This window comes from Pararhizobium sp. IMCC3301 (assembly GCF_030758315.1).
Classification (GTDB): domain Bacteria; phylum Pseudomonadota; class Alphaproteobacteria; order Rhizobiales.
Genome location: NZ_CP132336.1, coordinates 1,892,587 through 1,912,437, shown reverse-complemented (window position 1 = coordinate 1,912,437; position 19,851 = coordinate 1,892,587). Strand labels below are relative to the sequence as shown.

The window sequence follows — 19,851 nt, the reverse complement described above, 5'->3', positions numbered from 1 at the left end:
TCTCAGTCTCCCGAATGGTTCTGGCGATCAAGCCACGAATGCAACGCCATCATGCCCAGAATGATGGCGCCGATGAAAATATTGTAGGCCAGTCCCGGAACACCGATCATAACAATTCCGTTGCGCATCAGCCTGAGGATAAAGATTCCCAGAACCGTGCCGATGATGGTGCCGCGGCCACCCAATAGCGATGTGCCGCCGATCACCACCATGGCGATCACTTCCAGCTCATACCCTGTGCCACTGTTGGGATTTGCCGCTGATGTGCGTATTGAACTTATGATCCCGGCAAAGCCCGCCAACGCCGAACTGAGGACAAATAATCTGACTTTGGTGGCGATCACTTTGACGCCCCGGGCGCGCGCTGCCTGGGCGTTGCCGCCGGACGCCTGAATCCAGTTGCCGCCCTTGGTCTTGGTCAGCACATAATGCAACAGCAGGGCGATCACGATGAACCAGAACAGCGACATGTAGAGCCGCAACGAGCCGATATAAAAATCACCCACCAGAGCCTGCGCCAGCCATTCGCCACTGGCGTTCCAGGTGCGCTGGGGAAAGCCGTTGGTGATGTAGAGCGCGGTGCCGCGCGCCATCAGCAACATGCCCAGAGTGACAAGGAATGACGGTATTTTCAGATAGGTGACAAACCATCCATTGGTGAGACCGATCGCCACCGCGATCACGAGAGAGGCCAGGAATGATAATTCCAGCGGGAGAATGCCTCCGTTGAACAGAGCCCACATAATGACAGGCGTCAGCCCGAATACGGAACCCACGGACAGGTCAAATTCGCCTGACGTCATCAGCAGTGTCATGGCCAGTGCGATCATGCCCAGCTCAACTGTGAATGCCAGCGTATTGCCGATGTTCAGAATCGACAGAAAGCTTGGATTGATCGATGTGAAGACAATGATGAGTATGACAAGCAGGATGGCCGGGCCGATTTCAGGCCGTGTGCGCAAGGTCTGGGAAATGGAGTGCATTGCCGGTTTTACCCTCTTGCTGTTGGGGCCAAAGCACAGGCACGCAACTTTGGATCGGCTGTAAAGATCTGTCGTATCGGCAAACCGGGCACAGCGCTGCGAAGTGCTGTGCCCGCTCGGTTATTTTCCGCTCAGGACATCGTCATAGATTTGTGCCGTGTCTTTTTCGTAGAGCGCGCCGGTGATGACATCAAAACCGGTGGGGATGCCACTGGCGGCCATGGCCGCAAGCGAAAGCGCGACATAGCTGGTGGCCTGGGGGTCCTGCCATTGCGCCGCGTTGACATAACCCTCAAGCACGGATTGGGTGGTGTCCAGAGAATTGCCCCAACCAACGACGGGGATGTCGCCGGCTTTGACACCAACCTGATCGAACACCCGTTTCACCGAACCTGTGACCAGATCGCCCAGGCCGATGATGGCGTTAATCTTGTCGCCATTGGCGGTCATGTAATCGGACATCCGCGTTATGATTTCCGCCTGATCAAGCGTAGCGTCGGTGACTTCCCAAGTGATGTTGAGAGGTTCGAACACACTGGCAATGCCCTGCTCTTCCTGAACACCGTAAGTGGCGCCCGGGACTTCAACTGGCATCCAGACAAAGTCACCCTCTTTGACGAGGCCTTTGTCGACCAGATATTGCGCCCAATTGCGGCCGTAGGTGACAAGTTCACCGCCGACATAGGCGTCGAAGCTGGCGGTTGGATCCGGAGTGTTCATATTGATGATGGGGATGCCGGCGGCATTGGCTTCTTTCGCCACTTCCACCAGACTGCCCGGATCAGGGCTTGAGGTCACAATACCGTCCGCGCCGGAGGCGATTGCCGCGCGGATGGCTTCCTGATGCGACGGCACGTCGCCGCTGTGAAATGAGGTATTCACCGTATTGCCGGTATCTTCGCCCCATTGTTTGGCCCCATCCAGAAAATAGGTCCAGACCGGGTCCGCCGGCGAGCCATGCGAGACCCAGTAAAATGTCTTTTGCGCCTGCGCGGCGCCCATCGGCAGCGCAATCGCCAGTGCCAGCCCGGCGGCAAGCATTTTCAATTTCCCAAGCATGTCATTCACTCCCTGGTTTTATGGAATTATTCGAGCGGATCTGCTGTCTGAAAAGAAGCAGCCAGCTGACCCTCCGGGCAAAGTATGAAAAATAAAATCCAAATATGCAATATTGAAAAATATTGACCGAAACGATTTGGCGCAATGTGTCCTGCAACAGCGCAGTTGCGTTGCTGAATAGATGGACGCCGGTAAAACTTAGGAAGCTGGAGTCGCAGTACCTTTCGCAATAAATCCCCAATCTCGTTCAAACCAGAAAAATCTGCGGTGCGGTTCCTGATTCAAAAATCAGCAAAAGGCAGTCTCCGGACTGGTTGCCAGTCCGGAGTATTTTTCCGGAGTATTTTTTTCGGGAGCGCTTAAGCGCCTCAGTTTTCCATCGGTCCGCCGGCTTTTTTCCAGTCGCCGATGCCGCCGACATTCACCACCGCAGTATAGCCCATATCCTGCAGGGTTTTTCCGGTCAGGGCAGCCTGGCCGCCAAGACCGCAGACCAGGGCAATTTTGGCGTCTTTTTTCAGGGCTTTATTGTGATGGGGTGTCGCCTCGTCAGCGGCAAATTCAATAAAGCCGCGTGGAATACACAGTGCACCGGCAATCGTGCCACTTTCGGCAATGTCCTTTGAATCGCGCACATCGACAAACACTGTGTCTCCGGCTTTGTGAATTGCAATCCCCTGTTCGCAAGGGACGCGGGTGACGGCTTGGTTGGCTTCGTCCAGATATTGCTGTGCAGTTTTCACAAGACCATTCCTTCAGTTGTTTTTGGAGGTTATCTCAATCGTACCACATAGGGCGGGTTCGGCGCGAAACCAATCACCGGCTCAGGAAATATCGGCCAGTGACGCGCGCTCGACAATGCTGGTGGCAATGCGGATGCTTTCAACCGGCTGTTCATTCCGCACCATGCGCATGATGAGATGGGCGGCCTCCCGGCCCATGCGGCGATGCGGCACATGGACCGTGGTCAGGCCAGGCTCCACCGCTTCGGCCAGGTCGATATCATCAAAGCCGACGATTGACATGTCCTGCGGGACCCTCAGCCCGGCCTGATGCGCTGCTTTCAGTGCGCCAGCCGCCTGAACATCATTGCCGCAGATGATGGCTGTCGGCCTCTCGTCAAGCGCAAGAAACTGCTGGGCTGCCAGCTTGCCATGTTCCACGGAGTAATGTGTTTCGATCAGCATCGGTGGCGCTAACAGCAGGCCGTGGTTGCGCATGGCATGAGAGACGCCTTCAACACGCTCGCGGGCGCGATCATTGCCTGCCGTGGTGCCGGCAATCATGGCAATGCGGCTGTGGCCGCGGCTGATGACATGCTGCGTCATATCATAGGCCGCGCGATGGTTGTCGAAGCCGACCTGACTATAAGTCAAATCGTCGGAATAGGTCCACATCAGGACGAAAGGGATCTGCCTGTCGGCCAGCAACCGGTAGGTTTCCTGCGGACGTTCCCGTCCGATCAGGATCAGGCCATCGACACCGCGGCCAAGCAGGGCACGAATCTGCCGGGCTTCCTTTTCGGGGTCATAAAGCGAGGACGCCACCAGCAAGGTGATGCCGACCAGAGACAATTCTTCCTGAAGAACCTGCACGCCACGGGCGAAAATCGCATTATCCATGGTCGGAATGACAGCGCCGATGGTATTGGTGCGGTTGGAGGCCAGCGCCATGCCGCCGAAATGCGGCGTGTAGCCCAACTCGGCGATGGCTGCCTCCACCCGGTTTTTAGTGCTCTGGCGGACACGATCCGGCAGATTGACGCAGCGCGACACTGTTGCGGTGGAGACGCCCGCGAGGCGGGCAACGTCATCGAGCGTCGGAAGGGTTCGTGTGCTCATAGGACAGGCACCCGGGCCGATGATCGGGTGATAGCGGCGCGTCTGGCAACCGCGTTGCCGGGACCGGACATGCCGCTCCACAACGCCCGATGCCAGATCAGCAATGCGCAATCTTTTCTGCTTGATGTCATCGGTCGCAGCATCTTTTTGCTATTGATCCTATCGTCAGCACTCTAGTTGCGCCATGCGGACATTGAAAGCCGAATGCCGGATGTGTTGAACACCTGTTTTCGCGCAACTCACTCTGACACACGCCGTACCATAACAACTGGCCATACTGAGCCATGTTTGAGTGAGGCCAATCGAAAAACCAACTTTCGCGTCAAAAAACGGATATGGCACCGAGAGTTCCCGCAATTGCGAACAGATCGCACCACCAATTTATATTGCATCCATAATGTAAGCGCTTGCATTTCTGTTTGCAAGCGCTTACAAGAGTTCCTAGACAGGTGCTTGCACGTTTGGGAGGACGTTCAAAATATGACCGCTTTCGCTAAGCCAATTTTGATCGCGTCGCTGATACTGTTCGTGATTTTCTTCACGAATGTCGGAATTGGCGCGGCTGGCAATACCGAGTTTCTCGGTGATGTTCCGCAAATGCTTCTGCTGCTCGCATCCGTCTTTCTATTCGTCGTCGGCATCTTGCGATGCGAAGCGCGGTCCATGGAGCAGGACGATGCGGACCGCATCTAAATTTCAACCGGGAGGAAACAGAATGAAATCCAAGAACCCAAACACCGAAATTGCGTCGCTGGAGCGGCGGAACTTTATGAAACTGGCTGCTGCTGGCAGCTTTACCGTGGCCGCTGTGGCTGGTGCTGCCGGAACCCTGTGGTCGTCCGAGGCGATTGCCCAGACGGCAAAAGAAGAATCCGACCGTGAGCGGGCTGCAGACCACATCATGACGATTGCGACAGCCTATGCGATGACCGCCGATCGCAGCTATCCGATCATGCAGCTTGATTTCAAGGAAAACATTCAGAACGCCACAAATGGCAAAGTCTATGTCAAGCTGGCCCCTGGCGGTCAGCTTGGTGCCGGTGGTGCTCTGGTCCAGAAAGTTCAGGGCGGTACTATTCAGGCGGCGCAGCACTCGTTGTCCAATTTTGCGCCGTTTGCCCCGGTGGTCGATCTGATCAACTTGCCTTATCTGTGCGGCGCCAACCAGCGCTTCGTCAATCTGGTGAGTTCCGATCACTGGAAGAACACCGTCAATCCGCTGGTTGAAGCAAAAGGCTTCAAGCCGCTGTACTATGTGGTGATTGATCCACGGGTTGTGGCTGTGCGCAAAGGCGGCGCAGGTCCGGTTAAAACACCAGCCGATCTTCAGGGTGTTAAATTCCGCGTTCCCGGCTCCAAAATGTTGCAGCAATATTACCGCATGGTTGGTGCCAATCCAACGCCGGTTGCCTGGGGTGAAACACCTTCCGCGATCAAGCAGGGCGTGGCCGATGCGCTCGATCCTGCCGTTGGCGCGCTGCATGTTTTCGGCTTCAAGGACATTTTGAGCTACATCACCTTCACCCGCGCCGTTCCTGATAGTCAGGTCTATTCCTGCAACGCGGAATGGTTCAACGCACTGCCGGCCGATGTTCAGGAAGGCATTGAATTCGCCTCTGAGATCACCTCCCAGCAAAATCTGGCGAAAGTTCCGGCAGCGCGAAACTATGCCATGGCTGAATTGTCGAAATCCGGCGTTGAGTTCTACACGCCGACCGCCGATGAACTGGCCGAATGGGAAGCGACCGGCGGCTATCAGCGCAGCGAATGGGACAGCTACAAGACCGAACTTGCAGGCTCGATGGATGCCTTCGACAAGATGGTCGAAGCCGCCGGCACACAAAGCCGGAAATACGTCCACGACGCCTGACCAAATGAACACTGGGCGGAGCCATGCGCGCTCCGCCCATTTTTACAACTCTGCCCGACATCATAAAGATCGCCTGTAAGGCGGCGTGAGCGCGCGGCAGGAGGGGGAAGAAATGCTTAAGGCGCTGAATAAAAACGCGGAACGGTGGGCCCTGCTTGTCTTCTACACCTTGCTTGTGGTGACGATGGCTGTTGAGGTCATTCGCCGCGAGGTGTTCTCCTACTCCTCAATCTGGGGTGAGGAGATCGTGCGGTACTCATTCATCTATCTGGCCTGGATCGGAGCCGCAGCCGCAGTACGAGAGCGAGGCCATATCCGCATCGATGTGATCTTCAACTATGTCTCTCCCCGGGTCAAAAGCCTGCTTTATATTTTCGGCGACCTGGTGATGCTGTTAATCGCGGTGCTGGCGTTCTGGTGGTCGTTTGAAACCGTCTCCGTCTCCTGGAAATTCGGCTCTGTCAGCCACGGTCTGCGTGTCTCGATGGTCTGGTTCCTGATGGCTGTGCCACTGGGCTTCGGCCTGATGATGCTGCGCCTTGTTCAATCCCTCATTCGAGATGTCGCTGACCTGCGGTCAGGACGTCCCGTTTATGAGGGTGAACGTCTGTTTGATTAGGAGAACGCGACATGCTCTGGAACCAGATTCAACAGGAAGCAACGGTCATTGGCTGGGATTTTTATGGCCCCGTCCTGATTTTTGTGGCCCTGATTGCCCTCGGCGTGCCGGTCTGGGCTTCGATCGGCGCCGGTGCGGTGTCGATGTTGTTGATCTCCCAAGTGCTGCCCTTGTCACTGCTCGGTGAAAGCCTGTTTGACGGGATTGATCATTTTGCCCTGACCGCAGTGCCGCTGTTCATTCTGACCGGCGATGTGCTGGTGCGCACTAAGCTCAGTCGAAAGTTTCTCGATGTTGCTGAAGCGCTGACTTGCTGGGCGCGTGGCGGTTTCGGATCGGCGACCGTGCTGGTGTGCGGCATGTTTTCAGCGATTTCCGGATCCGATGCGGCGGGCGCTGCAGCTGTCGGCCGGATGACCATCGACCGGCTGGTGGAGTCTGGCTATCCGCGCCCCTATGCCTGCGCACTGGTCGCGGCGGGTGCCTGTACCGGTATTCTCATTCCGCCCTCGATTGCCTATATCGTGATTGGCTTGGTGCTGGGGATTTCAGCTTCCACCCTGTTTCAGGCGGCGCTGATTCCCGGAATCCTGATCCTCATTTCAATTCTGGTGACCAACATCGTCGTCAACCGCAGACATGCCTATGAAGGCGGCGGGTTAATTTCGTTCCGCGACTGGCTTGCCAATGTGGGCCGGGCTCTGGCCCGCGGCTGGTACGCGTTTCTGGTGCCGGGTGTGATCTTCTGGGGAATCTTTTCCGGCCGCCTGACACCGACTGAAGCGGGTGCCACCGCAGTGATGATTACCATTCTGCTTGGTTTCATTCTGGGAACCCTCAAACTATCCGACTTTCCGGCCATGATGGTCAGTTCCGCCAAGGTCAATGGCATCATTCTGCCGATTGTGGCGATGTCGCTTCCGCTGGCGCAGGCAATGGCTGCAATGGGCGTGCCGCAGGGTTTCGTGTTTGCTGTCACATCGATCACCGATAATCCGTATATTCTAATCTTGCTGATGATCGCCATCCTGATCGCCGCCGGCTGCGTCATGGAGACGACGCCGAACATCGTCATACTGGCGCCACTTTTGAAACCGCTTGCCGACCAGATCGGGATGAACGAAATTCAGTTCAGCATCATGATGATCACGGCTCTGGGGGTCGGTTTCATAACGCCGCCGCTGGGACTGAACCTGTTTGTCGTGTCAGGCCTGACCGGGGAATCGATCCTCAAGATTGCCGCCCGCGCAGTGCCATTTGTTTTCTTCATGCTGCTGGTCGTGTTGCTGATTGCCTACGTCCCTGTGGTTTCCACCATACTCCTACCTGATATCTATAAGTGAGAGCTGTCATGACTGTTGAATATCTCAAGAAAGCTGATCGAAAATCCACCGACGATGCGGGCGACGTGCATGCCGTTGTCAAAACCATTCTGGATGACATCGAAGCCGGTGGTGATGAGGCTGCGCGGCGCTATGCTGCCCAGTTTGATAAATATGACGGCAACATCATTCTCACGCCGGAAGAGATCGAGAAAGCCTCCGATCTGGTGCCGCAGCGGCTCAAGGATGATATCCGTTTTTCCTGGGACAATGTGCGGCTGTTTGCCGAGGTGCAGAAAGAAACCATCAAGGACACAGAGGTGGAATTGCGACCCGGACTGATCGCCGGGCAAAAAGCCATTCCCTGCCAGGCTGCGGGTTGTTATGCGCCGGGGGGGCGCTACAGCCACATTGCCTCAGCATTGATGACGGTGACGACGGCGAAGGTGGCAGGGTGCGGACATATCACAGCCTGCTCTCCGCCGCGGCCCGATATCGGTATCGCGCCGGCGATTGTCTATACAGCCAATCTGTGCGGAGCCGACAGGATTCTCGCGCTGGGCGGTGTTCAGGGTATCGCCGCGATGGCGTTCGGCCTGTTCGGGTTGCCGAAGGCCGATATTCTGGTCGGTCCGGGCAATCAGTTCGTCGCTGAAGCCAAGCGCATCCTGTTCGGCCGGGTCGGCATCGACATGTTCGCCGGACCGACCGACAGCCTTATTCTGGCAGATGAAACCGCCGATCCGCACATTGTCGCATGGGATCTGGTAGGGCAGGCGGAGCACGGTTACAATTCTCCGGTCTGGCTGGCCACGACCCACCGGCCACTGGCGGAGAAAGTCATGGAATTGGTGCCGCAATATATCAGTAAGTTGCCTGACTTAAACGCACAGAATGCGGCTGCTGCTTGGAAGGATATGGCGGAAGTCATGCTGGTTTCGGACCGGGAAGGGCTGGCGCAAATCGCCGATGAATATGCGCCGGAGCATCTGCATGTGCAGGCGGCAGACACGGATTGGTTTCTGGAGCGGCTGAATTGTTATGGCTCGCTGTTTCTCGGCGAAGAAACCACGGTCGCATTTGGCGATAAATCCGCCGGGCCGAACCATGTTCTGCCGACTTCCGGGGCGGCGCGTTATACCGGCGGCCTGTCAGTGCATAAATATATGAAACTGGTGACCTGGCAAAAAGTCACCCGTGAGGGTTCCAGGGCGGTTGCGGAAGCCACTGCGCGGATATCGCGGCTGGAAGGGATGGAAGGCCATGCCCGCACAGCCGACATAAGGCTTGAAAAATACTTTCCCGATGAACGCTTCGATCTGACAGCAGGTTGATCCGATGCAGGACATGTTCAGCGTAAAGGGAAAAATCGCCTGCGTGACGGGTGCCAGTTCCGGCCTTGGCCGGGCTTTGGCCTCGGCACTGAGTGAGGCCGGCGCCATCGTGGTCGGCCTGGCACGGCGGCAGCAGGCTTTGCAGGCCTGGCAATCTGAATCCCGTGGCGAAACCGCCTTTGTCGTCTGTGACCTGTCTGATCCGGGGCAGATGGCGGCGGTGGCAAGGCGTGCCGCCGAGCCGTTCGGGCCACCGGATATCCTGATCAATGCCGCTGGTGTCAACACCCGGCAGGTAGCCGATGACGTCACGCTGGAGGGCTGGCAGCAGACTCTGGATCTTAATCTCTCGACGCCGTTTTTCCTGGCCCAGGCGCTGGTCCCTTCAATGCGCGAAAAGCAATGGGGCCGGATTGTCAATTTCGCCTCGCTGCAGACAGAACGTGCCTTTGCCGGCGGCATTTCCTATGGCGCGTCGAAGGGCGGGGTCGGACAGATGACCCGCGCCATGGCGGAAGCGTGGTCGAAATTCGGCATTACCGCCAATGCGCTTGCGCCGGGGTTTTTCCCGACCGAACTGACCGGGCCGGTCTTCGACAATCCGGAGTTGGCGGCACGTAATGCGGCCCAGACCTGTATCGGCCGCAACGGCACGATGGCAGATCTTGTCGGGCCGGCCTTGTTCCTGTGCTCGGAGGCAAGTGCCTATGTCACCGGCCAGATCCTGTTTGTTGATGGGGGCTACACCGCCAAATGAAAGCGCTGGTTTATACAGGCCCCGAAGCTCTGGTGGTTCAGGATATGCCTGATCCGGTCGCTACCGGTGATGAGTGTCTGATTGAGATCCGCCATGCCGGGATTTGCGGATCGGACATGCATGCCTGGGCCGGCCATGACGAACGCCGTCCCGCGCCCCTGATTCTGGGACATGAGGCCGCCGGTCTGGTGATTGAAGGCCCGTTGCAGGGCCAGCATGTCACCATCAACCCACTGGTGTCCTGCGGCAGCTGTGAGGTGTGTCTGACAGGGCGGGAAAATCTGTGTGCGCGGCGCGAGATCATATCGATGCCGCCGCGTCAGGGCGCTTTTGCCGAATTCGTCACCATGCCGTCGGCAAATCTGGTGACGATTCCCGACGGATTTCCAACCTGGAAAGCGGCGCTCGCCGAACCGATAGCCTGCGGCTGGCATGCGGTGCGGCTGGGCAGCCGGATTCTCGACCGGCCGGTTTCGCAGGCCAGTTGTCTTGTCCTTGGCGGCGGGGCCATTGGTCTGGGGGCGGCACTGGTTCTGGCGGAAAAGCACGCTGGCGAAATATGGATTGCCGAGACAAACCCGGCACGGCGTCAACTCATTGCCCAATGCGGGCCGTTCAAAACCTATGATCCGTCCAATGATACCGGTCCGGATCAGGTGGATCTTGTCATCGACGGGGTCGGATTTGAAGCCACCCGTAGCGCCGCCTTTGCCAAAGTCAAGCCGGGCGGCGTGATTGCCCATATCGGGCTGGGGTCAGCCAGCGGCGGCGTCGATGTGCGCCGCGCGACATTGCAGGAAATTTGCTTTATCGGCACCTATACGTACACGCAGCAGGATTTCAGAGATACAGCCCAGGCGATTTTCGAAGGGCATCTGGGAGCGCTGGACTGGCCCGATATCCGCGCCCTGAGCGAGGGGCCTGACGCGTTTCGCGATATCAAATCCGGCCGGGCGGCTGCACCGAAGATTATTCTGGTTCCGTAGGCTTGCTTCGGGCCCAGATTGTCAATCCAGCCGATACTAAAAACCAGCGTCAGGAGTGTTTGTTGCTGGACAGTTCAATTACAGGAATTTTCAGAACGTGCCGCGTTCCTGTCGGACCGCTGCTTACACTCAATTCTCCGTCCAATTGCTCGACGAATGCCTGAACCAGTTTTTGGCCAATCCCGGAATCCACACGGGCATTTCCGTCAATGCCGGGACCATCGTCCCAAAGATTTATCTCGATACGGTCCGTCCTGACTTCAAGCTTGAAACCCAGCAACCCCTTGTCGCGGTTCTTGAACGCGTATTTCAGACTGTTTGTCGCCAGTTCATTGACAATCAGCCCAAGCGGCACGGCTGTCCGGGTTGAAAGCGGAATGGCCTCAATCGAAAGATCAAGCTCTACCGCTCCGATATTGTCTTCGAACGAACTGATGGTATCTTTGAGAATCGAGCCCAGATAGATATCCGCATTTACTGTATCAACAGCTGCGGTCTGGGAGAGGTGGCGGTAGAGTTTTCCGACAGAGTTGATGCGATTGCGCATGTGCGAAAACGCAGTCCGGCATTCCTGATCGCTCAGCGTCCGTCCTTCCATCGTGATGACAGCCCCGATCATCGAAAGCGAGTTCATGACGCGGTGATTCAATTCTTCCATGAGCCGATAAGACTGATCCAATGCCTCTCGCCGCTCGTCCTCAAGACGACGCTGGTCGGTAATGTCCTCCATCGCAAGAAGCAGAGTTTTTGTGTTGTTGCCTTCCCGGAATATCTTGCGTGCGTTCAGCAGGATCAATCGCCTGCCGATATTCGGGAAGTCGTGATCTATTTCAAAATCTTCGACAGTCGTGTGTTCGGGTATGATTTCTGTCAGCAGCCGGACCAACTCTGCGTTCGCCCATTGTCCGTCGCCCAGATCGACGAGCTGTTCGCCGATGGTATGTTGAGCTTCAACCTTGAACGTTCGATAGAATGCACGGCTGGCTTCGATGATGCGCAATTGACTGTCCAGCACAAGCAACGGTTCGCGCAAGGTGTCGACGATCCCTTCAGACAGTCGGCGCAAACGACCGAGTTCGCGCGCGTCATCGGCGGCTTTGGTCACATCTTCGATGGCAACAAGGATCAGTTTCGACTGGTTACCCAGCCGCACGGTTTTACGCGCATTAAGGCGCATGACTTTGCGACCGATATGCTCGAACTCATGCTCAATCTCAAAATCCTCAAGTGTATCATTATGAGCGATGATCTCACTCAGCGGTTCCAGCAAGGCAGGAATATTCCACTGGCCATTACCCAGATCTGCAAGCGCATGACCGAGGGTTTCTGTCTTATCAACCCCAAAGGTCTGCAGAAATCGGTCACTGGCGTATTCGACGATAAGATCCTCTGTCAGGACAAGAAGACCCTCCCGCAGTGTCGCAATGATTTCTGCAGGGTCGATCGCCAGTGCTGTCGAGGAGATATCCTTCACAGTTGTGGGCCTTTTTGTCACGGAAAGATAGGGAAGGGAGTTGTTATAGCAGTCTCAAGCGGGTTTGTCAGCGCTATCGCGAATGTCTGGATCGAGTCAACGTGAACTTGTTATTTAACGCGAACCGGCATGAATTGCGGTTGCTGTTAAGTAATACCCTTACCATGAAGAAATGATAATCAGGCGCTGAGCGCGCCGCACCCGGAGGCCGAAGTTTGGGCCGATGATGACAGTGTCGTAAAGATTTTGATCCTGCAGGGTGAAACGATTTCTTTGCTGTCAGCTCACGCCGGGTTTCATGACGCTGGAAACTATTGTTACTATCTGCCACGATATCATCATTGATCCGGCGAAAATCGCCGCCGATTTGAACTGGCTCAACATCCTGCCGCAGTACAATTCATTCCACGTCTCGACACCTTGTTGGCAATCAGAGAAGGAGACATATGCGATGGCTTACTACGATTTGGGCCCATATTCCCGACCGGTTTCCACCAAATCGCGGAAAGCTCAAAAATGGTTCGACCGTGGATTGGCATGGACCTATGCATACCACCATGAAGAAGCCATAGAGTGTTTTCGAAAAGCACTGAGCGCAGACCCCGGATGCGCGATGGCCCATTGGGGCATCGCATATTGTATTGGCCCCAATTATAACAAGCCGTGGGAAGCATTCGAGGATGATGAAAAACCGGATTGTATCGACCTCGCCCAATCCTCAATCAGTGCCGCCAATGAATTGCTGGATCAGATTACACCCCTGGAACGTGCGTTGATCGAGACGCTGCCAGCACGTTACCCCGAAACGTCGGAGGTTGAGGACTTCAGCCCATGGAACGACGGATTTGCCGTTGCAATGCGCAAGGTCCATGCCGAGCATAGTGACGATCTGGACGTTTGCGCCCTTTTCGCCGAGGCGATCATGAACCGCACACCGTGGCAGTTGTGGGATTTGGCGAGCGGCCAGCCGGCGAAGGGAGCAGACACGCTTGAAGCAATCGCTGTGCTGGACAACGCGTTGCAGTCTCTGCCTGGGGCTTGGCAGCACTCAGGCCTGCTGCACATGTATATTCATCTTATGGAGATGTCGCCTCATCCGGAAAAGGCACTGCGCCACGGCGACATTCTGTGCACCCTTGTACCCGATGCGGGACATTTGCTTCACATGCCAAGCCACATCGATGTGTTGTGCGGTGACTACATGAATGTTGTCTTACGCAATGAAACAGCGATCATCGCGGATCGGAAGTATCTGCTTCGAGAAGGCGCAGACAACTTTTATTCGATCTATCGGTGCCACAATTATCACTTCAAGATTTACGGTGCGATGTTCCTGGGCCAGCCGACCGTTGCGCTGGAAGCAGCTGACGCGCTGATTGCCAACCTGCCAACCGACACTCTGCGTCCTATGGCCGACTGGTTTGAGGGTTTCGTTCCGATGAAACAACATGTCCTCATCCGGTTCGGGCGCTGGTCGGACATCCTGGCTCAAAAACTGCCCGAAGACGAAGGCTTGTATTGTGTAACCATTGCCATGATGCGCTACGCCCGCACAGTCGCATTGGCAAACATGCATCGGATCGACGAAGCGGAAGCAGAAAAAGCCAAGTTCTATGAGGCGCTGGACCGTGTCCCGGAAAGTCGGATGTTGTTCAACAATACATGCAAAGACATTCTCAAAGTCGCCGAACAAATGATGCTGGGAGAGCTCGCCTATCACAAGGGCAACCACGAAGCTGCCTTCGATCACCTTCGCCAATCGGTAGAAATTGATGACAATTTGCCCTACGATGAACCCTGGGGCTGGATGCAGCCGACACGCCACGCATTGGGTGCGCTGCTGTTGGAACAAGACAGGATTGATGAAGCTGAAGCGGTTTATCGGGCCGATCTGGGACTTGACGCGACCTTAAGCCGGGCCTGCCAGCATCCCGGAAATGTCTGGTCTCTCCATGGCCTGCACGAGTGCCTCACCCGGCGCGGAGAAACCACCGAAGCGATGCATATCAAGCTTCAGTTCGACAAGGCAGCTGCACGTGCTGAAGTGCCCATCAGAGCCTCATGTTACTGCCGCCAACAACGTGTTGCTGCGCAGTAAGTACGGTATGATTTGTCAATACCGCGCCGGATGTGGAGTATTACTGATTTGATTTCAATGGCAATTTCGGCGATGCCGGCGTTGCCGAAACACAGGTCCTGAGGCAGGCCAGGATATGTTTACAAATCACAGGGTATCAGCAGAGCCACATGCCCTGGACCGAAATCACCCGTCCTGATTATGACCGCAGTTTCCGGCGCCATGCAAGCAAAGTGACAGATGGTCATTGAGCCCTGTTTCAACCCTGTCTGCCTCCAGTCCAGGGCAGGACAGCTGGATCAGCGCCCCATCCAGCCGCCATCCACGGTGACAATCGTGCCATGCACATAATCCGACGCTGCGGAGGCTAAAAACACCACCGGGCCGGCAAAGTCCTCCGGCACACCCCACCTGCCGGCCGGAATACGCTCCAGAATGGAATCGTGGCGGTCCTTGTTGTCCTGCAGCGCCTTTGTGTTGTCGGTGCGGACATAGCCGGGCGCTATGGCATTGACGTTGACGCCTTTGGACGCCCATTCATTGGCCAGCGCCTTGGTCAGTTGGGCAATGCCGCCCTTGCTTGCCGAATAGCCGGGAACGGTAATGCCGCCCTGATAACTCAGCAGCGAAGCGGTAAAGATGATCTTGCCGCCGCCGGCCTCGATCATTTGGCTGCCGATTTCCCGGGACAGGATGAATTGCGCCGACAGATTGACCGCAATCACTTCGTCCCAATCGGCATCTGAATGCTCGGCTGCCGGTGCCCGTTTGATGGTGCCGGCATTGTTGACGAGAATGTCAATCCGGGGATGTGCCTTCTTGACCCGGAATGCGAAATCCTTCAATGCGGCGCGGTCGGAAAAATCGCAAGCATAACCGGTAAAAGAGCGGCCCAGCGCCTCCACTTCGGCACCGATCTGACTGCCCTTGGCTTCAAGGCTGTTGCTGACACCGATAATATCCGCACCGGCCCCGGCCAGCGCCAGCGCCATGGCCTTGCCGATGCCGCGTTTGCATCCGGTTACCAGGGCGGTTTTTCCGGATAGATCAAATGTTGCTGGATTGGTCATGTCAGGCTCCCTGCGCAAGTGTTTCATTGCAGCGGCTGGATTTTATAGTTTTTCAGACCTCATAAGGTGTCAGTGTGTCCCAGTTGAAGATGACGCCGGTTCCCGGCGTATCAGGGGCAATGGCAAGACTGTCTTCCACGACCAGAGGCCGGGTGGTGTAGGCGTCAATCGGAAAGGAATGAACTTCGAGCCAGCCGGCATTGGGCTGGGCCGACACTAGGCTGACATGTAGCTCCTGCATGCCGTGGCTACAGACCGGTATACCGTGTTGACGCGACAAGGCTGCGACCTGAAGCCATCCGGTGATGCCACCGCAATTCGAGGCATCGGGCTGGATATAGGACAGCTCCGCCTGCCGGAAGGCATATTCAAATTCATGGATTGTGTGCAGGTTTTCGCCCATGGCGAGCGACATGCCGCTCGCTTTGGCGATTTTGGCAAAGCCCTGATAATCATCGGGGATGGTCGGTTCTTCGAACCACAGCAAGTTGAAGGGCGCAAACGCCTTGGCGGCAATGATCGCCTCATCAACGCTCAGTGCATAATTGGCATCGACCATGAACTGAATATCAGGTCCGATCAACTCGCGCACGGCGGCAATGCGCTTCAGATCTTCTGCCAGATCCGGCAGGCCGATCTTGATCTTGACCGCATTGAAGCCGCTTTCCAGATAGGAACGGATATTCGCCAGCAGCTTTTCCAGGGGAAAGCCCAGATCGATGCCGCCGCAATAGGCCTTGCAGCGGTCCGAAGCGCCGCCGGCCATTTGCCGCAATGACTGGCCGGTCTGCCGGCCCCTGATATCCCACAGCGCAATATCAATCACGGAAATGGCAAATGAGGCGATGCCGCCGCGTCCGACATAGTGAATGTGCCACTGCATGGCTTCGTAAAGTTGCTCGATCTGCGACCCGTCCCGGCCAAGCAGCATCGGCGCAAGATCATGGTCGATCATTGCGACAATGGCGTGGCCACCCTTGCCGCCGGTATAGCTGTAGCCGACACCTTCAGTGCCATCAGCCAGGGTGATGGTGACGGTAATCAGTTCGAAAAACGTATGGTCACCATGTTTGGCATCGACCAGGACTTCGGCCAGGGGGACATGAAAAAGCCGCGCTTTGATACCGGATATGTCGACCAAGTGCGGACCCGCCTGTTGCCGGAGTGTTGAAACCAGATGTGTTATCGGACAGGGAAACGACAACCCGCCGCTATGGGACAGACCCCCGGCACAATGCGGTTACCTGTCTCATGTCCCCGCAAGCAGTATGTTCAAATTGTGCGGCTGGCGCAAGATGGTAGCCGAAGGCAGCATTTATTCAACGCCGCCGCTTTGGTCCAAAGATTGCCATGCTGCCATGCGAACAAAACGCGGTCTGAAAATGGGCTCCTGCCATGGCTCTCTGATTGCGCCACAAGGAGCCGGGGCGTGCCCCGCTTTTTGTGCCCTGAGGGGCACAATCGGGTTGAAATAATGGTCTCGCCATAATACCAGTTAGTTGTTACCGGCACTTAAGGAGTCGGCTGCCGAAAAATTCTATTCCCGCACTGATGATCAGGTCGACGCAACGTCTTCTGCCGGTGTGTGGTGCATGTGGCTGCCGGGTTGATTATCGCCGGTTCTCTGCGAAAATCGCCGCTGCCTTTGCGACAGCGCTTTGACGCTCCCTGCGGGTGTCCCACTATCAGTTAGTTTCAACAGGAAGGAAGCATGATGCAGTACAGAACGCTTGGCCGCACTGGCTTGAAAGTATCCGCGATCACGATGGGGACATTCACCTTTGGTGGCGAAGGCGCTTTCGGTATGGCCGCCAATCAGGGTGTCCCCGAAGCGCGCAAGCTGGTGGATCTTTGCATCGATAATGGCGTCAATCTGTTTGACACCTCCAACATGTATTCAACCGGGCGCGCGGAAGAGATTCTCGGTGAGGTTCTGGAAGGGCGATATGACAATATTCTCGTCACCTCCAAGGCCCGGATGCGCATTGGCGAGGGACCGAATGATGAAGGCGTGTCCCGCTGGCATCTGATCCGCGAATGCGAACGCACGCTGAAGCGACTGCGCACCGATCATATCGACATTTACTACATGCATGAATGGGACGGCACGACGCCGGTTGAAGAGAAAATGGCGGCGCTCGATACTCTGGTTCAGCAGGGCAAGATCCGCTATGCCGGGTGCTCCAACTATTCGGCTTGGCATATCATGAAGTCACTTGCTGCCGCCGATGCCCGCCACGCTACTCGGTTTGTCACCCAGCAGATTCACTACACGCTTGAAGCGCGTGAAGCGGAGTATGAATTGCTGCCGCTTTCGGTCGATCAGGGCCTCGGCGTGCTGGTCTGGAGTCCGCTTGCGGCCGGCCTTTTGAGCGGCAAACACCGGCGCGGCCAAAAAGCGCCGGACGGCTCGCGTCAGGCCGCCGGTTGGAACGAGCCGCCGATCCGCGACAAGGAACGGTTGTGGAAAATTGTCGATTGTCTTGTGGACATCGGCGAAGCGCACAATGTGTCAGCGGCGCAGATTGCGTTGGCATGGCTGCTGAGCCGCCCTGCGATCAGTTCCCTTGTGGTCGGCGGTCGCAATGAGGCGCAGTTCCGGGAGAATTTCAAAGCGGTGGATATCACGCTCAATGAGGAAGAATTGCAGCGGCTCAATGATGTCAGCCGCCTGCCGCTGATCTATCCTTACTGGCATCAGCACAATTTCGCACAGGCGCGGTTCAGTGAGGCTGACCGGGCGCTGCACAATGATTATCCGGACCGCCATTTCGGCGGAGAAGATTCTCTCATCTGAGATGTTGCTTTGACGCGAGGGCTTATCAGCCCTCGCGGTTCGCCAGAGCCTTGACGATACGGTTCATGGCAAGCATGCCCGGATCATCCATACCAACGCTTTTTTCGCCGAATATGCGTGCCCGGCCAATTGTCGCCTTCTTGTCCTTGAAAGCCGCCAAGGCGTCATCAACGGACCGCGCCGCCGCATCGGCAATCGCGGCTTCGCCGGTCTTGCCATTGGTGGCGTCGGCAACGGCGTCCAGACTGTCCAGCACGGTCTTGCCGCCGAGCTCCGCTTTGCCGCGCGCCTGCATCTGATCCCGCGCCAGGGCGACAAGTTCCGAGGTACGCTCTGCCGGAGTTACAGTTTCGCCCTTGAGCGTTTTGGCAATCGCCATCAAACCGGTTGCCAGCAATGTGCCATAAGAGGACCCGGATGATTTGGTGAAGGCCTGCGCACATTGCAGCAACGCCATGCCGAGATCTTCCGGCAGATTTTCGGCATTTTCGCTGATCGCCGTCATGCCGCGCGTCATGGTAATGCCAAGATCACCATCACCCAGGGCACCATCGGCCGTATTGAGCAGGTCAAAATCCCGCTGCATGGCAGCGTTGAGGCGGCCGATGCCGGCTATCAATGAGGCGCGATCAATGCTCATCCGACTCTCCAGAACTCACAATCACACGGTGCCTTGAGCAGCGTCTCCAGCTCATCATCGAGTTTGCACAGGGTAAAGGAGACGCCGGACATTTCCATCGAGGTTGCATAGCGGCCCACCAGTGGCATGACGATTGTTGCGCCGGCCGCGTCCAGTCGCTGTTTGACAATGCGGTAGAGGATATAAAGCTCTTCCGGCGGCGTCGCGCCAAGACTGTTGACCATTATCGAGACATGATCGCCGGACGACAGAGGCATATCGTCCAGAAGCCGATCCATCATTTCCCCGGCAATCTCATCAGCGGGGCGCATTTTCCCGCGCCAGACGCCGGGCTCACCGTGGATGCCCATTCCCATTTCGATTTCATCATCGGCAATTTCAAATGTCGGCTTACCGGCCTGCGGCACAGTGCACGGGCTCAGCGCAACGCCGACCGAGCGGCAGGCATCGGCAGCTTTCTGTGCGACAGCAGTCACTGCGTCCAGATCGCGGCCTTCTTCAGCTGCGGCTCCGGCCATCTTGAAGGCGTAGACCATGCCGGCCACGCCGCGGCGCTTCTCGCGTTCCTGCGGTGGCGCCGAGGCGACATCATCTGCCAGCACAACCGTGCTGCATGTGATATCGTCGAATTCCACCAGATCACCGGCCATGTCGAAATTCATCACGTCGCCGCCATAATTGCCGTAGAGTCGTAAAACACCGGCACCCTGATCGGCGGCGCGAATGGCGTCGGCCATCTGTTCGGCGGAGGGCGATGCAAACACGTCGCCAATGGCACAGGCATCCAGTAGCCCCTCGCCGACATAACCGGTGAACACCGGCAGATGGCCGGAGCCGCCTCCGGTCACAATGCCGACCTTGCCGTCATTTGCTTTGCTGGCCCGCGCGACAACTTTTCCGCTGTCGCCGTGAAGCCGGTAATATTGCGGATGGGCGGCGACAAAACCGGCCAGCATCTCATCGACATAGTCATTTGGATTGTTGAGAATCTTTTTCATGGTTTCCTTTCAGATCAACTAGAT

The 19,851-nt window shown here is 56.6% G+C and carries 18 protein-coding genes; 9 read left to right on the top strand and 9 right to left on the bottom strand.

Annotated elements, in window-relative coordinates; all coding sequences use genetic code 11:
* Positions 1 to 2: 2 nt before the first annotated feature.
* From RAL88_RS09240 to RAL88_RS09225, 4 genes are all read right to left on the bottom strand, one after another.
* Positions 3 to 983 carry an ABC transporter permease gene (locus RAL88_RS09240; RefSeq protein ID WP_306268962.1) on the bottom strand — a complete coding sequence of 327 codons (981 nt, stop codon included), beginning with the start codon at positions 981 to 983 and terminating at the stop codon, positions 3 to 5.
* 120 nt (positions 984 to 1,103) lie between these two features.
* Positions 1,104 to 2,042 (bottom strand): substrate-binding domain-containing protein, encoded by a 939-nt coding sequence (locus RAL88_RS09235; RefSeq protein ID WP_306268961.1) that lies wholly within the window; start codon positions 2,040 to 2,042, stop codon positions 1,104 to 1,106.
* A gap of 368 nt (positions 2,043 to 2,410) precedes the next feature.
* Positions 2,411 to 2,785, bottom strand: coding sequence for a rhodanese-like domain-containing protein (locus RAL88_RS09230; RefSeq protein ID WP_306268959.1), 375 nt, complete (start codon positions 2,783 to 2,785; stop codon positions 2,411 to 2,413).
* An 81-nt stretch (positions 2,786 to 2,866) separates the two neighbouring features.
* Positions 2,867 to 3,994, bottom strand: coding sequence for a LacI family DNA-binding transcriptional regulator (locus RAL88_RS09225; protein ID WP_306268958.1), 1,128 nt, complete (start codon positions 3,992 to 3,994; stop codon positions 2,867 to 2,869).
* Between the two features lie 369 nt (positions 3,995 to 4,363).
* Here RAL88_RS09225 and RAL88_RS09220 point away from each other — a divergent pair, with 369 nt between their 5' ends.
* The 7 genes from RAL88_RS09220 to RAL88_RS09190 all read left to right on the top strand — a co-directional run bounded on the left by RAL88_RS09220 (position 4,364) and on the right by RAL88_RS09190 (position 10,771).
* Positions 4,364 to 4,576: a hypothetical protein gene (locus RAL88_RS09220; protein ID WP_306268956.1), complete on the top strand. Its 213-nt coding sequence runs from the start codon at positions 4,364 to 4,366 to the stop codon at positions 4,574 to 4,576.
* A gap of 22 nt (positions 4,577 to 4,598) precedes the next feature.
* A complete protein-coding gene (locus tag RAL88_RS09215) occupies positions 4,599 to 5,753 on the top strand; it encodes a TRAP transporter substrate-binding protein (RefSeq protein ID WP_306268954.1) in 1,155 nt (384 codons plus the stop codon).
* Between the two features lie 112 nt (positions 5,754 to 5,865).
* On the top strand, positions 5,866 to 6,372 hold the full coding sequence (locus RAL88_RS09210) for a TRAP transporter small permease (protein WP_306268952.1): 507 nt from the start codon (positions 5,866 to 5,868) through the stop codon (positions 6,370 to 6,372).
* Between the two features lie 11 nt (positions 6,373 to 6,383).
* Positions 6,384 to 7,715, top strand: coding sequence for a TRAP transporter large permease (locus RAL88_RS09205; protein WP_306268950.1), 1,332 nt, complete (start codon positions 6,384 to 6,386; stop codon positions 7,713 to 7,715).
* A gap of 8 nt (positions 7,716 to 7,723) precedes the next feature.
* Complete coding sequence (hisD, locus tag RAL88_RS09200; protein ID WP_306268948.1) at positions 7,724 to 9,028, top strand: histidinol dehydrogenase; 1,305 nt, start codon at positions 7,724 to 7,726, stop codon at positions 9,026 to 9,028.
* Between the two features lie 4 nt (positions 9,029 to 9,032).
* Positions 9,033 to 9,785, top strand: a complete 753-nt coding sequence (locus tag RAL88_RS09195; RefSeq protein WP_306268946.1) for an SDR family NAD(P)-dependent oxidoreductase — start codon at positions 9,033 to 9,035, stop codon at positions 9,783 to 9,785.
* Positions 9,782 to 10,771, top strand: a complete 990-nt coding sequence (locus tag RAL88_RS09190) for a zinc-binding dehydrogenase (RefSeq protein WP_306268945.1) — start codon at positions 9,782 to 9,784, stop codon at positions 10,769 to 10,771. The genes RAL88_RS09195 and RAL88_RS09190 overlap by 4 nt, the downstream gene beginning before the upstream one ends.
* 49 nt (positions 10,772 to 10,820) lie before the next feature.
* On the opposite strand, the gene RAL88_RS09185 is transcribed toward RAL88_RS09190, so the two are convergent.
* The gene (locus RAL88_RS09185; protein ID WP_306268943.1) at positions 10,821 to 12,245 is read right to left on the bottom strand and encodes a sensor histidine kinase; all 1,425 of its coding nucleotides are present in this window, start codon (positions 12,243 to 12,245) and stop codon (positions 10,821 to 10,823) included.
* A gap of 298 nt (positions 12,246 to 12,543) precedes the next feature.
* Here RAL88_RS09185 and RAL88_RS09180 point away from each other — a divergent pair, with 298 nt between their 5' ends.
* On the top strand, positions 12,544 to 14,343 hold the full coding sequence (locus tag RAL88_RS09180) for a tetratricopeptide repeat protein (protein WP_306268941.1): 1,800 nt from the start codon (positions 12,544 to 12,546) through the stop codon (positions 14,341 to 14,343).
* 278 nt (positions 14,344 to 14,621) lie between these two features.
* Here RAL88_RS09180 and RAL88_RS09175 read toward each other — a convergent pair whose 3' ends face one another.
* Together RAL88_RS09175 and RAL88_RS09170 are read right to left on the bottom strand one after the other, a co-directional pair.
* Positions 14,622 to 15,392, bottom strand: coding sequence for an SDR family NAD(P)-dependent oxidoreductase (locus RAL88_RS09175; protein WP_306268939.1), 771 nt, complete (start codon positions 15,390 to 15,392; stop codon positions 14,622 to 14,624).
* Positions 15,393 to 15,444: 52 nt separating this feature from the next.
* Positions 15,445 to 16,533: a mandelate racemase/muconate lactonizing enzyme family protein gene (locus RAL88_RS09170; protein WP_306268938.1), complete on the bottom strand. Its 1,089-nt coding sequence runs from the start codon at positions 16,531 to 16,533 to the stop codon at positions 15,445 to 15,447.
* A gap of 573 nt (positions 16,534 to 17,106) precedes the next feature.
* Between RAL88_RS09170 and RAL88_RS09165 the strand changes: the two genes are divergently transcribed.
* Positions 17,107 to 18,189 carry an aldo/keto reductase gene (locus RAL88_RS09165; RefSeq protein WP_306269629.1) on the top strand — a complete coding sequence of 361 codons (1,083 nt, stop codon included), beginning with the start codon at positions 17,107 to 17,109 and terminating at the stop codon, positions 18,187 to 18,189.
* A gap of 25 nt (positions 18,190 to 18,214) precedes the next feature.
* On the opposite strand, the gene RAL88_RS09160 is transcribed toward RAL88_RS09165, so the two are convergent.
* Together RAL88_RS09160 and RAL88_RS09155 are read right to left on the bottom strand one after the other, a co-directional pair.
* Positions 18,215 to 18,829, bottom strand: a complete 615-nt coding sequence (locus tag RAL88_RS09160) for a dihydroxyacetone kinase subunit L (protein WP_306268937.1) — start codon at positions 18,827 to 18,829, stop codon at positions 18,215 to 18,217.
* Positions 18,826 to 19,827: a dihydroxyacetone kinase subunit DhaK gene (locus tag RAL88_RS09155; RefSeq protein ID WP_306268934.1), complete on the bottom strand. Its 1,002-nt coding sequence runs from the start codon at positions 19,825 to 19,827 to the stop codon at positions 18,826 to 18,828. The genes RAL88_RS09160 and RAL88_RS09155 overlap by 4 nt, the downstream gene beginning before the upstream one ends.
* Positions 19,828 to 19,851 lie beyond the last annotated feature (24 nt).